Origin of the sequence: Collinsella sp. LCP19S3_B11 (genome assembly GCF_052121915.1) — a bacterium.
GTDB lineage: Bacteria > Actinomycetota > Coriobacteriia > Coriobacteriales > Coriobacteriaceae > Collinsella.
In genome coordinates, this window is sequence record NZ_JBQKDI010000004.1 from 39015 (window position 1) to 55517 (window position 16503).

At 63.3% G+C, this 16503-nt stretch carries 8 protein-coding genes; all 8 read right to left on the minus strand.

Going from position 1 to position 16503, the window contains the following annotated elements; translation table 11 throughout:
- Positions 1–42: 42 nt before the first annotated feature.
- Positions 43–1110, minus strand: a complete 1068-nt coding sequence (gene ruvB, locus ACTQV4_RS03525) for a Holliday junction branch migration DNA helicase RuvB (RefSeq protein ID WP_152073622.1) — start codon at positions 1108–1110, stop codon at positions 43–45.
- Positions 1110–1730 carry a Holliday junction branch migration protein RuvA gene (gene ruvA / locus ACTQV4_RS03530; protein WP_441569302.1) on the minus strand — a complete coding sequence of 207 codons (621 nt, stop codon included), beginning with the start codon at positions 1728–1730 and terminating at the stop codon, positions 1110–1112. The genes ruvB and ruvA overlap by 1 nt, the downstream gene beginning before the upstream one ends.
- A complete protein-coding gene (gene ruvC, locus ACTQV4_RS03535) occupies positions 1730–2251 on the minus strand; it encodes a crossover junction endodeoxyribonuclease RuvC (RefSeq protein WP_035137351.1) in 522 nt (173 codons plus the stop codon). Before ruvC ends, ruvA begins: the two co-directional genes overlap by 1 nt.
- A 294-nt stretch (positions 2252–2545) precedes the next feature.
- Complete coding sequence (locus ACTQV4_RS03540; protein ID WP_441569303.1) at positions 2546–4558, minus strand: hypothetical protein; 2013 nt, start codon at positions 4556–4558, stop codon at positions 2546–2548.
- Positions 4559–4648: 90 nt separating this feature from the next.
- Positions 4649–5011: a desulfoferrodoxin family protein gene (locus tag ACTQV4_RS03545; protein ID WP_427747728.1), complete on the minus strand. Its 363-nt coding sequence runs from the start codon at positions 5009–5011 to the stop codon at positions 4649–4651.
- Positions 5012–5176: 165 nt separating this feature from the next.
- Positions 5177–8650 (minus strand): DEAD/DEAH box helicase, encoded by a 3474-nt coding sequence (locus ACTQV4_RS03550; protein WP_441569304.1) that lies wholly within the window; start codon positions 8648–8650, stop codon positions 5177–5179.
- Positions 8651–8812: 162 nt separating this feature from the next.
- Positions 8813–12616 carry a DNA polymerase III subunit alpha gene (gene dnaE / locus ACTQV4_RS03555; protein ID WP_427717806.1) on the minus strand — a complete coding sequence of 1268 codons (3804 nt, stop codon included), beginning with the start codon at positions 12614–12616 and terminating at the stop codon, positions 8813–8815.
- A 262-nt stretch (positions 12617–12878) separates the two neighbouring features.
- On the minus strand, positions 12879–16502 hold the full coding sequence (locus tag ACTQV4_RS03560) for a UvrD-helicase domain-containing protein (protein WP_441569305.1): 3624 nt from the start codon (positions 16500–16502) through the stop codon (positions 12879–12881).
- Position 16503: the final 1 nt, after the last annotated feature.

Consider the following 16503-nt stretch of genomic DNA (forward strand, 5'->3'; position numbering starts at 1 on the left):
TGCCCAGCGATAGCCTACAGATGCGCTAAAACAAGCCCATTCCTACAGGGTCGGCTCGATACCCAAATGCTCGAATGTGCGCAGGGTTGCCTGGCGGCCCTGCGGTGTGCGAATCATCAATCCGCACTGCAACAGGTAGGGTTCGTAGACATCTTCGAGCGTACCCGGGTCCTCGCCCACCGCGCTGGCAAGGGTCGTCAGGCCCACGGCACGGCCGGAGAACGTCTTGGCGAGCGTCTCCAAGATGCGAATGTCCATCCAGTCCAGACCAAGCTCATCGATCTCAAAGAACTCGAGCGCCTGACGGCAAATGTCAAGCTCAATAGGACCGTTGCCGCGCACCTGGGCGTAATCGCGCACGCGCTTGAGCAGACGGTTAGCCAAGCGCGGCGTGCCACGCGAGCGTGAGCCGATCTCGAGCGCGCTCGGATGGTCTATTGTCACGCCCAAAATGGTTGCCGAGCGCGTCACAATCTGGGCAAGCTCCTCGACCGTGTAGTAGTCCAGGCGATACGAAATACCAAAACGGTCGCGCAGCGGGCCGGTCAGCATACCCGAGCGGGTCGTTGCCGCCACCAGCGTAAACTTGGGGATATCCAGGCGAATCGAGCGCGCCGCCGGGCCTTTGCCAATCACGATATCGAGCGCAAAGTCCTCCATCGCGGGATACAGGACTTCCTCGACCGAACGGTTGAGACGGTGGATCTCGTCGATAAACAGCACGTCACCCGGCTGTAAGTTGGTAAGGATGGCCGCCAGGTCGCCGGTGCGCGCGATGGCCGGGCCACTCGTCGTCTTAATCTGAGCGCCCAGCTCGTTGGCTATAACGGTGGCCAGCGTGGTCTTGCCCAGACCCGGAGGGCCCGAGAAGATCACGTGGTCGAGCGTCTCGCCACGGCTCTGCGCCGCCTCGATCAGCACGCGAAGGCTCTGCTTGATATGCTCCTGACCGCAGTAGTCGTCCAGGCGCTGGGGACGCAGGGTACGGTCGACATCGAGGTCCTCGGGCGTTAGCTCCGAGCCCACCATGCGCTCACCGTGCGCCATGGATGCCGCCGGCGAGTTGCCGGGCGTCGCCCACAGGTCCTGAGAGTCATCGGCTTCCCACATCACGCATCCATTCCGAGTCGCTTAAGCGCCGCGCCGAGCAGATCCTCGACACGCATATCCTGCCCATCATACCCGCTCAGAGCGACATCGGCCTCCTGCGGGCTAAAGCCCATGGAAAGGAGTGCCGCACGGGCATCATCGATGGCCGAGGGAGCGGCAGCGGGCACAGGCATCGCAACCTGTCCGGGAATCACGTCGACCGGCACAAAGCCCTTATCCTTGGCAAAGGTACTCTTGAGTTCCAGAATGAGGCGCTGAGCTGTCTTTTTACCCACACCGGAAACCTTGGCCATGCCCTTGTCGTCCTCGGCCATCACCAGCGAATACAGCTGCCCCACGGTATAGGTGGAAAGCACGGCGAGCGCCAAGCGCGGGCCAACGCCCGAGACGGACACGAGCCGGTCGAACATTGCGCGCTCATCCTTTGAGGAAAATCCGAAAAGTGTCATGGCGTCCTCGCGCACCTGCATACGCGTGTAGAGGCGGACCTCGCCGCCGGGCGTCGGCAACGTGGCCGCAGTGCTGCCCGAGATGCCGAGCTCAAAGCCAACGCCCGACACATCGACGACGGCCGAGCTCATCGTGGCCTCGACAAGCGTTCCGTGGAGCTGGGAGATCATCAGTATCCGGTTCCTCTCTGTTGATAGAACTCGCCGCCGGTAAGCGCGCGGGTGCGGCTGAGGTTAACGTGGCAGATGGCGCAGGCCAGGGCATCGGCGGCATGGTCGGGGTGCGGGTCGTGATCGAGCTGCGTAAGCGTGCGCACCATGTAGGCAACCTGCCGTTTGTCTGCGGCGCCGGTGCCCACAACAGCCTGCTTAATCTGCATAGGCGTGTATTCGCCAATCTCGAGCGCGCACTCCGAAAGCGCCACAAGCGCAGCGCCGCGGGCATGCGCCGTGGGGATGGCCGAACGAACGTTGGCGCCAAAGTAGATGCTCTCGATAGCAGCGGTATCGGGACGATAGCGTTCGACAACGCCCTTGAGGTCGCGGGCGATATGCGACAGGCGCACTGCGAGCGGACTTCCCGCACTGGTCTCGATGCAGCCATAGGCACGACAGCGAACCTCGCCACGTCGCTCCTCGATAATCCCCCACCCCGTATGGGCCAAACCAGGGTCGATACCCAAGATAACCAAGCCAACCTCCCCTCGTCACAAGCGCAGCGCAAGGCAAGGCCCCACGCACTATTCACGAACGTCTGTTCTAGAATAACACAACAGCGACCGTATCTGGCAAGCAAGGTCGAACCATAGGTTGAGCATAAGTCAGCGAGCGAGTCCCTGCCGTGGCAAGGTGTCGCGAAAGAGGAGCGCCGCGTACTTCTGTACGCAAGCGACGGTTTGAGCGGCAGATGGCCCGGCAGGGGCTCGCGTAGCGTCGACTCGTTACGCGGTTTGGCAAAACCGCGTAACCTTTGCCCCATCCCCAGTTTAGTTCTGCGAGAAAAAAGAAAACTGACGGGGATCCACCGGCGGATGTGGCATCGGCGTGCCCTGGGGCCCGCCCTGCGGTCCGCCCTGGCCGCCCATCATCCTTTCGATGGCGTCCTGGACCTCGCCCTCGAACTTTTTCATTCCCTCGTGCAAACGACGCTGACCGTCCTCAGAGCGCAGCTCCTCCATCTGCTCGGGCGAAATACCCAACAGCTCACCCAACAGACCCATCATCTCACCGCGCATGCGATCGCCCGTATCGCTATCGGCAAAGCGGCGCACTTCGGCGCGCGCCAGTGAATCAACCGTCATGCGCTCCTTGCCGTTGAGCCCCAAATCGGACCACGCAAGCATGTACGGCCAAACGCGCTCGGCAAACGAACGGGCCGAAACGATCGGCGCCGTCGGCAACATGCGACGGGCAGCCTCACCCTGTCGAACGAGCATCAGCAGCAGCGAGCAGGCCTCAGGCTTGCCAGCGGCCATCGGGATGTCGTCGAAAGATCGATTGCGGTCCACATGCGCCTCGAGCGCGCCATCGACCTCACCCGGCTCAAGCCCGCCGAGCAGCTGTGCCGCGCGGTCGAGCATATCGACCGGACCGTCGAGCGTCGAGAGCGCCTGCGCCAGCACTCGCTCCATACAATCTTCCACCGCGTTGAGCGTCACGAGCTCTTGGGGCACCACGGCAGACGTGCGGTTGCGCACGCGCGCCACAAACTCAAGCGTCGACAGGTACACATCGCCAAAGGGCGCAAAGTCGCCCTGGTAGCCGCCGGACAGTGCGGGCGCCGCTAGCGCGTACTCGGTCTTGGAGAGCGGGCTCAACGCCATGGCGCCCAGCTCGAGCGCCGTATCCTCGAGCATCAGGCCCAGTGCACGCGAGCGCAGACGCTCGGCATCGCCCGCCGACACGTCGCGATCGAGCACACGCGCCGCATCCGGTGCATCGCGCTCGACGGTGCGAATGTGCAGGCGCTCGGCAATCGCGCGGACGGCGGCACAGCGGGCAGCCTCGGCCTCTTCCTGAGCCGGCGTAAAGATACGGTTGCGCCCCAGCACAAGGCCAATCACATTACGCGGGCCCAGAGCGTCAACGGCAAGTGCCGCCAGCAGGGACGACGGCAAGTCACCCTCGAGTGCCACCACAGCACGCGACGTGCCGCGAGCGCGGGCATTGTCGCGCACGGCGAGCACCAGCGCCTGCCACAGCCACGCCTCGGAACGAAACTCGGGCAGTTCGTGATCTTCCAGGGCATCGAGCATCACGCCGCGCTGAATCTCCTGAACCAGCAGGCTCTCCTCAAAACACGGCGCCTGGGCCACCACGCGACCGCAGTCGTCGAGCACAAACGAACCGCCGGTATATACCGACTCGTCGTACGCACCGACCGGCGCCATGCAGGCAAACCACACGCTGCGCTTAGATGCGATCTTGCGGTAGGCACCGCTGCGAACGGCGGCGATGGCGGCAGTCTCGCGGTCGGTCATGTCAAACGCGTTGAATTGAAAATACGCAATAAGGTCAACACCGGTCGGCAACATCTCGAGTTCGCGGTCCAAGTCAAAAATCACGGCGATGCGCACGCCGTCCACGTCGAACACCGGCGGCGCCCAACGCGTGTCGTTGTTCTCGCCACGCTGCAGGGCAATGCTCGATCGCGCCGGCACCACACGACCGTCCTTGAGCATCATGTAGTCGAGCAGCGGCTGGCCCTCAAACGAAACCGCCGCGGGCACGATGCAGATCATATCGAGCTCTTGGATACGCTCGGCAACACCGGTCAGGCCTGTCAGCATGTCGTGCTCAAAGTCGGCAGTACCCACCAGGCCGCCGGGCAGAGCACCCATAAAGAGCGGAGCCGGGACGCACAGCACGCGCGCCCCGCGCTCGTGGGCCAGACGAGCCTGGTCCTCGATGCGACCGCAAATGCCCTCAATATCACCCAGGCGCATATCGATCTGTGCAAGCGCGAGCTTCATGGCCCAGCCCTTTCCGTCGTAAACCATCGAAACCGTAGTAAAAGCGCCGGCCGCATAATGCAGCCGGCGCTTGCATGTGCATATGCTAGCTATGATACCCCGAGCGGGGGCGCGCTCCTAGAACGTCGCGGACCACAGCCCATGCAGGTTGCAGTAGGCATAGACGGTACCGGTCTTGGAGCCGCCAGCGAAAAACGTCGCGGGCTTCATGCCGGGCTCAAGGTAATGGACCTCCAGGCGGCCCTCGGCCTCAAGCGCGATCCACTCGATGTAGTGCTCGGGCAGCATGGGGTGCTCCGTCGAGCCCACGCGCGCACGAATGACGTGGCCGTCGCGCTCGGTCTCGACAACAGGCACGTGCTTCTCGTGCGCCGCATCCTCGGTGTTTGCCGTCAGCTCCGTGCAGCCGGCAGGGGTCGCAACGTCGTCGCCAAGAGCGGCAACGAGCTTGCCGTCGGAGTCTTTAAAGAATTTCGCCATGATGTTCTCCTTTGCTGATGTGCCAATGTTCTCAATGGTTCTTATGCCCAAAGAGCGCCGAACCATCCATGGCATTACAAATGAACACATAACGGGTGAGGCAAGCGGTCGGGCCAGGACGAACCGGCGACCTGGCCCAGCCCGGCAGCCCCATCCCGCGCGCAGCTAGCGACCGTCGCCACCGAGCAGCGCCAGAACGTCCTCGCGCGTGAACAGCGCCGACGAAATGCCATCGCCGCCGAGCACACTGTTGACCAGGTCGCGCTTGGACTCCTGCATCTGCATGATGCGTTCCTCGATCGTGTCCTTGGCGATGAGCTTGTACACGGTCACGGTGTGCTGCTGGCCAATGCGGTGGGCGCGGTCGGTCGCCTGGTCCTGCGCCGCCACGTTCCACCACGGGTCGTAGTGGATGACCACGTCGGCAGCCGTCAAATTAAGGCCCACGCCGCCCGCCTTGAGCGAAATCAAGAACACCGGCACCTCGCCCGCTTGGAACTGCGCAACCATCTTGGCGCGGCTCTCTTTAGACGATGCGCCCGTAAGCTTAAGGAAGGCGATATCCTCCTTGGCCAGGCGCTTGCCGATGATATCGAGCATGCCCGTAAACTGGCTGAACAGCAAGATGCGATGACCGCCGTCGAGCGCGCCGTGGACGAGCTCCATACACGTATCGAGCTTGGCGCTTCCCGCCTTGTAGTCCGCGTAATGCAGATGAGGATCACAGCAGATCTGGCGCAGCTTGGTGAGCTCGGCAAGTACCTTGAGCTTATCTTTTTTGAACTCCCCGGCCTCGCGGTGCTGCACTTGCTGGGCAATGCGGTCCTGGTTGGCCAGGTAGAGCTTGCGCTGCTCGCCGGTGAGTTGCGCCATCACCGTATCCTCGATCTTCTCGGGCAGGTCGGCCACCACGTCTTCCTTGACGCGGCGCAGCACAAACGGCGACACGAGCGCCTGCAGGCGAGCGGCGCTGTCACCCTCGGCGTGCTCGACCGGGCTTTCGAAGCGCTTGGCAAACGACTCGCGCGTGCCGAGCAGGCCCGGCATCAAAAAGTCGAAGATGCTCCAGAGCTCGGACAAGCGGTTTTCGATGGGCGTGCCCGTCAAGGCAAAGCGCACGCCGGCAGGCAGACGCTTGGCGGCGCGAGCCACCTGCGTGAGCGGGTTTTTAATGTACTGGGCTTCATCCAGCACCACGCGGGCAAAGTCCTGCTCGACGTACTCGTCGATATCGCGGCGCATGAGGTCGTACGACGTCACGACCACGTTGTGCTCGGCCACGCCGGCAATTTGCACGCGACGTTGGGCCTTGGTGCCCACAATGGCGCACACATCAATCGAGGGGGCAAAGCGCTCCAGCTCGGCAGTCCAGTTGTACACGAGCGATGCGGGACATACCACGAGCGTGGGCTTAGCGTCCCCCGCCTCCACGCGCGCCAGGATATGCGCGATCATCTGGAGCGTTTTGCCCAGGCCCATGTCGTCGGCCAAGATGCCGCCAAGGCCCAGGTGTTCGAGCGAACCGAGCCACTGGTAGCCGTCGACCTGGTAGCCACGCAGCGTGGCCTTGAGCGCAGCGGGCACCGTAAAGTCCATCTTGCCGAGCGTGTCCAGGCGCTCGACGGTGCGACGGAATGCAGCGTCGCGATCGGCTTCGAGCGCGGGCGTGCGCGCAAGCATGCTGTCGACGAACAGGGTACTCGACGCGGGAAGCGACACGCCGTCGAGCAGGTCGACAGCATCGACCCCCAGATCCTCGGCAAGGCCAAACGCGGCGCGCGCTCCCTCGTCCAGGCGAATGATGTCGCCCGACGTGAGACGAGCAAACGTCTGGTGACGCTTGTAGGAATCGAGGTAGATGGCAAGGTCTGCCGCCGAAAGGCCGCTCGCGCCCAGTTCGACGTCGAGCAGGTTACTCTTGACGGTGGCGCGCACCGAAAGCTTGGGCGCAGGGCGGACCGAGATCTGGCGCAGGCGGTCGCTGAGCATGACCTCGCCCAGCTCGGACAGGGCAGACAGGCCCTCAGTCAGCAAGTGGAACAGGCTCTCGTCATCGCGTTCCTCAAACGCCAGGCCACCCTCGTAAAAGTCGAAATACAGAGCCGCCGTATCCATAACGCGAAACTCTGCCACCTCGTCGCGCGGCGGCACGCCCGGGCGCTGCTCTTCGAAGGGGCTGCCCGGAGCGCCCATGCTAAAGAGATCTGCCGACCAGTCGCCGTAGGTAACCGTAATTTTGCAGGTCACGAGCCCATCGTCGACGCCGATCGCCATGGCAAAGCTTGGCTCGGGCGCCACGGTATCGAGCACAGCGGGCGCGGTAAGGTCGGTGTAGTCGCGCAAGATAGGCAGCGCCATGCGGCAAAACTCACCCACCTGGTCGGCGGCGATATGGACCGGTGTGCGGCAGGGCAACAAGTGCGATAGGAACGGCGCGGCATGTTGGGCAAACGCCGTGTCGGTACGGCGCGCGCGGCGCGTATCGACCAGATAGGCGACGTCGCCCGAGGCAAAGCAGTACGTATCGGCCGGAAGGCGCAAGTCGTAGCTGCCCCCGGCTGCCGGCACAATCTTGGCAGCAATCAGCGGCGGGCGCTTAGCCGAGACTTCGTTCTCCCCTTCCGGCAACGACTCGACCGTCACCTCGTAGGCGCGGTGCGTCGTCGTCCCCCGCGACCAAGCAGGTTCAAAGGACATGGTCCTGCCACGCAGCAGGTCCAGCACGGACACGATGGAATACTCGGATATCGGCAGCTGACGCTCGGCGACAAAACCGCTGCGGGCAAAGTCGTACGATGCCGAGCGCGAGCTCGTAATATCGCCTAGGTAGGCGACCGTCATTGCAACAAAGTCGAGCAGCTTTGCCGATACATCATCGAAAGCCTCGGGCGCATGAAGGAACGTAAGCTTCTTGCCATAGGAGAACGTACCGCCGCGCACATAGGCATCGGCCATGCCGTCGATATCCTTAACCACGTAGGACACCGAGCCGCAGCGGATGCGGAACTCGAGCGCCCAGCTAAAGCGATCGGCAAACAGCGGATTGTAGTACGGCACCAGCGAGGGCTCCAGCACTGCTTTGGGCGCATCGGGGTCAATGGTGCCAGCGAGCTTGCGGCGCATGGCCACGAGTTTATCCATGCGCGCGTCCGAAAGATCGGAAAGCGCTGCCACAAGGCTCGGGCTCGTGGGCACGGGCGCCGGGAAGGGAAAGTTGGGGTTGACCGCAGATGCGCTGGGCGCGGGGCGTGTGGGCTGATTGGACTGTGCGGGCGACACCGTAAACGTGCGGACCGGCGTGCGCAAACCCTCGACGGGCTCGGCGCCGCTGGCATCCAGATACGCCAACGCCGTGGCGATGGCGTGCTTGCACATGCCGGAATAGCGGAAGGCGGCGGGGCAATCGCAGTCGTAGTCGACAACCTCGTGCTCGTCCATATCGAGCGCCACGTGCGTCTTATACAGGTCGCCGCGCGAGCCACGCACCGTGCCCTCGATATTCACGTTTTTGGAGAAGCGCGAGCCGGAGTCCTCAAACGACAGCACGGCGCCGTTGAGCATGAGCGAACGCCCCTTCATAAAGGTACTGCTGAGCGCCGCCTCCTTACGAAGCGTCTGCACAAACGTCCCCTGCGCCATCGCTTCCTCCAATCTCACCCGGGGTAGCTAATTTGGGACGGGGCTATTTTAGCTACCCCCATATGTCGGTTGAGATGTGTTCCGACCCCGACTCATTCGCCGTCAGCCAAAGGGTAGCTAAAAAAGCCCCGTCCCAAATTAGCTACCCCGCCAACGGCGTCCTTAGATCACCGTCACGCGACCTTGGTTGCCCACGATGGCCTTGGCCTCGGCCAACAGCGGAATCGAACGTGCGTTGACCTTAGCAGGTACCTCGGCACGCAGCACGCGCCCGTCCGCCTGCTCGATAAAGATCTCTACGCGGTCGCCGCCCGGGTTGGCGGTGAGCACCGTGGCAAGACGCGCCATGTTGCCCTGGCTAAAGCGGCTGTTGGGCACCATGACCTCAAACACCTTGGGCTTGTTGTTCTCCTCGTTGAGCTCAAGCGGCACGATCTCCTGCGCGATGATCTGGTCGCCGCGGTCCGAGCGCTCGAGCTTGCCCTTAATGCGCACAAACGCATCGGACAGCTGCGCGCCGGTCTCGGGGTCGACCTCGCCGTACAGATACCCCTCGGCCTCCTTGAAGGTCTTGGGGAACACCACGACCGTAGCCTCGCCTTCCATGTCCTCGAGCTGCACGATGCCCATGGGGTCGCCGTTTTTGGTCACGCGCTTGGACACGCTCGAGACCATACCGGCCCACCACAGCGCCTTGCCCTCGGGAATTTCCTGGTTGATGGTGCCGCCCGTGGGGTTCTGCACCTCGTAGCCGGTGTCGATCTGCGAGAACGAGAAGTCGCGCGCTTTGCTGAGCGCATACTCAAACGGGCGCAGCGGGTGGTCCGAGACATAGATGCCCAGAACCTCCTTCTCCTGGCTCAGCTTAAGGTGGCGGTCCCATTCCTGGCCATCCGGATCGGGTACGCTCACCTCAAAGCCCGAGCCCTCAACGTCGCCAAACATATCGAAGAACGACGTCTGGCCGCTCGCGCGATCCTTCTGGCGCTTTGCCGCGGCATCGATGATGTTCTCGGGGTTGTTCTTGTCCACAAAGTGCATCATCTGACGACGCGGATACCCCGTGGAGTCGAAGGCACCTGCCTTGATGAGCGATTCGATCACGCGACGGTTGGCCTGGCTCGAGTCCACGCGCTCGACAAAGTCATGCAGCGTCTTAAACGGACCGCCCGCCTCGCGCTCGGCGATAATCGCCTGCGCCACGCCGGTGCCCACGCCGCGGATGCCGGCCAGACCAAAGCGCACACCTTCCTTGGTAGCCGTGAACTCGGTACCGGACTCGTTGACATCTGGCGAAAGCACGGGGATGCCGTCGTGACGGCATGCCGAGACGTAGTGCACGATCTTGTCGGTCTTGCCCGTATAGGACGTCAGGACGGCCGCCATGTACTCGTGCGGATAGTGCGCCTTGAGCCACGCCGTCTGCATAACCAAGATGGCGTAGCCGGCGGAGTGCGACTTGTTAAAGGCGTAGGACGCGAACTCGAGAACATCGTCCCAAATCTTCTGGGCGACCTCGCGCGTGTAGTTGTTCTTGATAGCGCCGTTCATCCAGTGGTCGTAGGTGGTCTCGTCCGAGCCATCCTCCCAGTGGAGCACCGTCGACGTAAGCAGCTTGATCTTCTTCTTAGCCACGGGCTTACGGATACGCGAGTCTGATTCGCCCTTGGAGAAGCCGCACATCTCGACGGAGATGAGCATAACCTGCTCCTGGTAGACCATGGTGCCGTAGGTTTCGCCCAGGATGTCGTCCAAACGGTCGTCGTAGGAGACGGCCGGCTCCTTGCCGTTCATACGGTTGATGTAGGACGAAACCATGCCGGCGCCCAGCGGGCCCGGGCGGTACAGGGCGATCAATGCCACGACGTGCTTGTACTCGGTGGGCTTCATGTTCTTAATCGTGGCCGTCATGCCGGCGGACTCGACCTGGAAGACGCCGGCGGTGTGGCCGGAGCCCATGAGCTTAAAGATCTCGGGATCGTCAAAGGGAATCTCTTCCTCTTTGATGTCGATGCCGAAGTTCTTTTTGATGTTTGCCTTGGCCTTGGAGATAACCGTCAGCGTACGCAGACCCAAGAAGTCCATCTTGAGCAGGCCCATGTCGGCAACGGTATGGCCCTCGTACTGGGTAATCTCGACGCCGCCCTTGGTGTCGAGCTTGGTGGGCACGTGCTCGTTGACGGGGTCGCGGCAGATCAGAACGGCGCACGCATGCACGCCCTCGCCACGGGTGAGGCCCTCGATCGAGAGCGCCGTGTCGATGATGCGGCGGGCGTCGTCGTCCTTTTTATAGGCCTCGGCAAAGTCGGGGTTAAACAGATCCTCTTTGCCGGGTTGTTTTTCGAGCACCTGCTTGAGTTTGACCTTGGGGTCGCTCGAGACCATCTTGGACAGGCGCTGGCCCATGTAGACCGGGTAGTCCAGGACGCGCGCGGCGTCGTTGATGGCCTGCTTGGCCTTAATGGTCGAGTAGGTGATGACGTGGGTGACCTTCTCGGGACCGTAGAGCTGGCGAACGTGCTCCACGACCTCGAGACGCCGCTCATCGTCGAAGTCCATATCGATATCGGGCATCTCGGTACGCTGCGGGGACAGGAACCTCTCGAACATCAGACCGTTCTCGAGCGGGTCGAACGCGGTGATGTTCATGGCGTAGGCGACGATAGCGCCGGCGGCCGAGCCACGGCCGGGGCCGACGCCGATGCCGTTGTCCTTGGCCCATTGCACGTACTCGGCGACGATCAAAAAGTAGGCGGCAAAGCCCTTGTCGCAAATGACCTTGTATTCGTACTCAAAGCGCTCTTTGATGTTGACGCCACCGATCTCGCGCGTAGCCCAGTCGTCACCGTAGTGCTGGCGCAGGCCTTTCTCGCACTCGCGGCGGAACTGGCTCTCGTGCGTCTCGCCGGGATCGAGCAGCGGAAAGCGCGGCAGGATGATGGAGTCCCAGTCCAGCTCAACGTAGCACTTGTCGGCGATCTCGAGCGTGTTGTCGCAGGCCTCGGGGCAATACGGGAACATCGCCCGCATCTCCTCCTCGGTCTTCATGTAAAACTCCGAGCCGGTCATGCGCATGCGGTTGGGGTCGTCGACCTTGGCGTTCATGCCGATGCACATGATGACGTCCTGCACGGGCGCGTCCTCGCGGCGCAGGTAATGGAAGTCGTTGGTGGCGATGACCTTGACGCCCACCTGTTTGGCGATATCAATGAGCGTGCGGTCCATTTGCTCGTCGGTCAGGCCGTTATCGGTGGTGATGCCGTGTTCCTGGATCTCGATGTAGAAGTCGCCGGGGTCAAAAGTATCACGGAAGGTCTCGGCCCACTTGATGGCGCCCTCCATGTCACCCCGGTCGATGTATTTGGGGATGATGCCCGCGATGCAGGCGCTGGTGCAGATCATGCCCTTGGCGTGGCGGCGCAGGTTGTCGAGCGTCACGCGCGGCTTGTAGTAAAAGCCCTGCACGGCGGCCTCGGAGACCGTTTGCATCAGGTTGACGTAGCCCTCCTGGTCCTTGGCCAGAAGGATCATGTGGTAGAGCTCGGGTTTGTGGTCGCGGGCGAGCGTCTCGTCCGGCGTAAAGTAGACCTCGCAGCCAAAGATGGGCTTGATGACCAGAGGCGGCTTGAGCTCGTCGATATTGCCCTTCTCGTCCCACATGGCCATGTCCTTCACATACTGGGCATGCTCGCGCGGGTTTGCCTCGGGATCGGGCTCCACCAGCTCGTCGCGGCGGTCCTTTTCCAAGAAGGCCTTGTCGTGGCTCCACGTTTTGTACTCGGGCGTATTGTGGTTGACGGCGTCGCAGGCCAGCGCCAGATCGGGCACGCCATACATGTAGCCGTGGTCGGTAATGGCCACGGCAGGCATGCCCAGCTCTACGGCACGGTTGACCATATCCTGGATACGGGTTGCGCCGTCGAGCATGGAGAAAACAGTGTGGTTGTGCAGATGGACGAATGCCATGTGATGAGCTCCGATGCGGGTTCGTGTTCTGATTGAACGATTTTACCCCACGGCACGGACAGCGCCCGAACCTAGCCAAACCCACACGGGTAGCTAATTTGGGACGGGGCTTTTTTAGCTACCCTTTGACTGACGGCGAACGAGTCGGGGTCGGAATACATCTCAACCGATGTATGGGGGTAGCTAAAAGAGCCCCGTCCCAAATTAGCTACCCCTGAGCTGCAGTGGAATCGAAAAGGATTCCACCGCACGTTATTGAGGGCTAGAGGTTGTAGGTGACCACCTGGGGCTCGGCGAGCTCGACTAAGACAGCTGGGGCCGTCTGCTCCACGCGGACGAACTTGACGGTCACCGTCTTAAAGCCCGCCTTATGCAGAACATCCGAATAGACGCGCGCCTGCAGGGCGTGCTTCTCAAGCAGCTGGTCGGGTGTCTCATCCGGCGTGCCACCCGTCTTGTAATCGATAACCAGTGCGCGTGACGGATCGGCCGGGTCGGTCGCCAGCGCATCGATGGCGCCCTCGGCATATGCACCGTAGCGGGCAATGTCCTTGTCCTCGCAGCCCAGCGAGAAGAACGGCACTTCGGCACGGACGCACGGCCAGGCAAGAAGCTCGGCACGGACCGACGACCTGAGCCAGCGATTCAGGGCAACGTCAAAACGCTCGCGCTGCTCCGGCGTCAGGCACCACAGGCGCGTCAGCGCATCGGCACGCTCAGCGGGCAGCGCATCGGCACCCATCTCGATGAGCCACTGGCAGGCGGCATGGAACGCCGAGCCCAGCGCCATGGGGTTGCCGGCGGGCTCGACAGCAGCCACGTCTGCATCGGCCATCTCCGAGCCATCCGACTCGGCATCGTCGCCCGCCTCGTCCATGGGAACACGCGCCTCGGCGGCACGGTCTTCCGTCTCGGCATGGAGCGCCGCGGCGATCGACGAATAGCTGTACGAATCACGCGCCGGGAACGGACACGTGCCCATGCGCACGCCCGCCGCCTGGGGATATACGAGTTCAAACGAATCGGGCATGGGGTCGGCAGGACCGGGCACGGTTGAGTGCGCAGCATTATCGGCGACATCGGTATCGCCACGAACGAGCCTGCTCTCGGCATCCAGCGAAGCGTTGGCCTCAAACGCCTGCTCGCCAAAGGTAAAGTCCGAAAGCGAAATGAGCTCGTAGTCGCCCGGCTGGGAGTTGTCGAATACCAGGCGGTCGGCATCGAGCTGCGGCATGTCCAGAGCGTCGGTCGGCAGAATGCGGCACAGCACGTCGTAGGTCAGATCGGTCTCGACATCGAAGGTCGGCACCGTCACCTTGCCACGGCTCACGCCGGCATCCATCGCCAAGATCACCAGCTCGCGCGCACGGGTCATGGCAACGTAGAGCAAACGGGCCCGCTCCTCGAGCGAAAGCTGCAGGTCGTCGTTGCGCAGGCGGGCAAATGCCTCGGCGGGAGAACCCGTCGCACAGACGTCCTCCATGAGCTCCGGCGGTAGCCACAGCGACGTGCCCTTGCCCTTAAACGCATGCTCAAACTGCTTTTTGACGTCATCGCCCTTTACGAACGTGCCGTCCGCGAGTTTAACGCCGTCGAAGCGTACCGGCAGCGCCACGACCTGCGCTCCGCCCTCGACGCGACCCATCTGTGCCGCACCCGAGGACTTACGCACGCCAAAGCAATCGGCGACCGCCACGACCGGATATTCCAGACCCTTGGAGGCATGAACCGTCATGATGCGCACCGCGCCGTCGCCCTCCTCGTTGAGGGCGCCCGGGGCCTCCTTGCCCGCCAGGAAGCGATCGAAGGCAAGCGCAATGGAGCGCGGCGAGTTACCGAACTCGGCCTCCGCCTCGTCCACGGCATCGAGCGCCTTGAGCACGTTGGCGGCGATGGCCTTGCCCTCGGGGCCGCGCTGCGCCAGGCGCACGAACCAGCCGGAAGCATTGACCGCGTCGCGCGCGATGGCGGCGAACGAATCACGCCCCACGCGACGCAGTGCGTAGCGCAGCACCTCGCGGGCACGCGTCACGAGCGGCAAGCCCTGCAAGCCCGGCACATCGGAATCGCTCATGATGCCCGCGTCGATGTTGCGGCGCGACGTCTCGCCCGTCTGATCGTCGAGTTTGGTCGCCAGCGCCAGGAACTCCTGGGCGCCGAGTGCAAACATCGGCGAGGCCAGCAGTGGCATAAGGCCCTGCGCCGTATCGGCCGGATTGGCGAGGGCACAAACCAGGGCGCGCACCGTCTGCACCTCGGCAGCTTGGGCAAAGACTGAGCCGCCCGCGATGACGCAGTCGAGCCCCTGGTCACGGAAGGCCTGTGCGTAGACGTCTGCGTTGGTCATGCGGCCCAGCAGCAGCACCATGCCGCCCTGGGGCTGGCCGGCATCGGCAAGCGCGCGGAATCGCTCCGCGATCGCGCGGGCCTTGGCCTGTGTGCGCTCCTGCGTACTGCCGCCGGCAACAAAGAGGGCCTGGCGGCGCGAGGCATCCGCCACCAGCGTGTCCTTGCGGCCGTCGCTCGCCTCAAGATCCAAAAAGCCCTGCATAAGGCCGCCGTCATCGCCGTCGAAGACGCGGGCCACATAGCGCAGCACCTCGTCGTGGCTGCGGAAGTTGCGCACGAGCTTGACGAGCTCGCCGGCGGGGGTGTCGGCCACGGCAGTCGCCGCGGACGCCGCCGATCCCACTTTGCGCTCCTGGCGACGGAACACCTCGACCTCGGCGCCGCGGAAGCGATAGATCGACTGCTGCGCATCGCCCACGGTGCACAGTGCGCGCTCCCCCGCACCCGTCAGGTAGCGGATTAGATCGACCTGCATCTGATCGGTATCCTGAAACTCGTCGATCATGACCATCTTAAAGCGACCCTCGTACGCAGCACGAATGGCAGGGTAATCGCGCAGGGCCTCGTAGGCCATGCGCAGCAGGTCGTTATTATCGAGGGCGGACTGGGCAGCCTTCAGTGCGCGATACTCGGCCTCTACAGAGCGGGCCAAGCCCACCAGTGCATCGAGCGCGGGGGCACCGCAGGCAAGCACGATATTGATAAATGCATCGGCGGCCTCGGCCTTGAGCAGCTCGACCTGCTCCTTGGGGAAGGCCTTGCTCGCGCGCGGCATGGTGCACGACATCATGAGTCGCGCCGCATCGGCCATGGTCTTGCCGCTCGCCTCGAACGCGTCGATGGCGTCGAGCGCCGTCTGCGCCTTCTCGGTCGCGGCCTTGCTTGCGCCCAGCGCCGCGCGATAGGCATCGGCGAGCGCCGAGGTATCGGCCTGGCCGCGCGCCACGCGCACGTCGTCCATGCCGCCCGGCAGCTGGCTCGAGAGCTCCAGCAGGTCGCGTACCAGGCCCTTGATGGTCGTGCCGGCGCCAAAGGGGCCGCCCTCGCCCGCCATGGGATACCAGGCGTAGAGGGCCTTGAGCGATGCCGCGAGCTCGGGGGCGGCATCGGGTGCCGTCGCGCGGGCCAGCACATGCTCAACAGCCTGATCCATGAGCTCGTCGGTATCGGTGAGCACCGTGAACTCGGGGTCGATGCCCAACTCCAGCGCGTGTGCGCGCAGGATACGCGAGCACATGCCGTGAATGGTCGAGATCCACGCGTCGTCGACGGTCAGCGCTTCCTCGTCCATGCCCTCGTCGATAAGCGCACGGCGCACGCGATCGCGAATCTCGGCCGCGGCATCCTTGGTAAAGGTAATGGCGAGCACCTGGTCCAGATGCTCGACGAACGGACCGGATTCGGGCGAGAGCGCGTAGACGATGCGGCGCGTGAGGGTAAAGGTCTTGCCCGAACCGGCGCCCGCCGAGACAAACAGCGGACGGTCGAGCGTCTTGACGATCTGCAGCTGTTGCGGCATCAAGGTCGAAAGATCCATG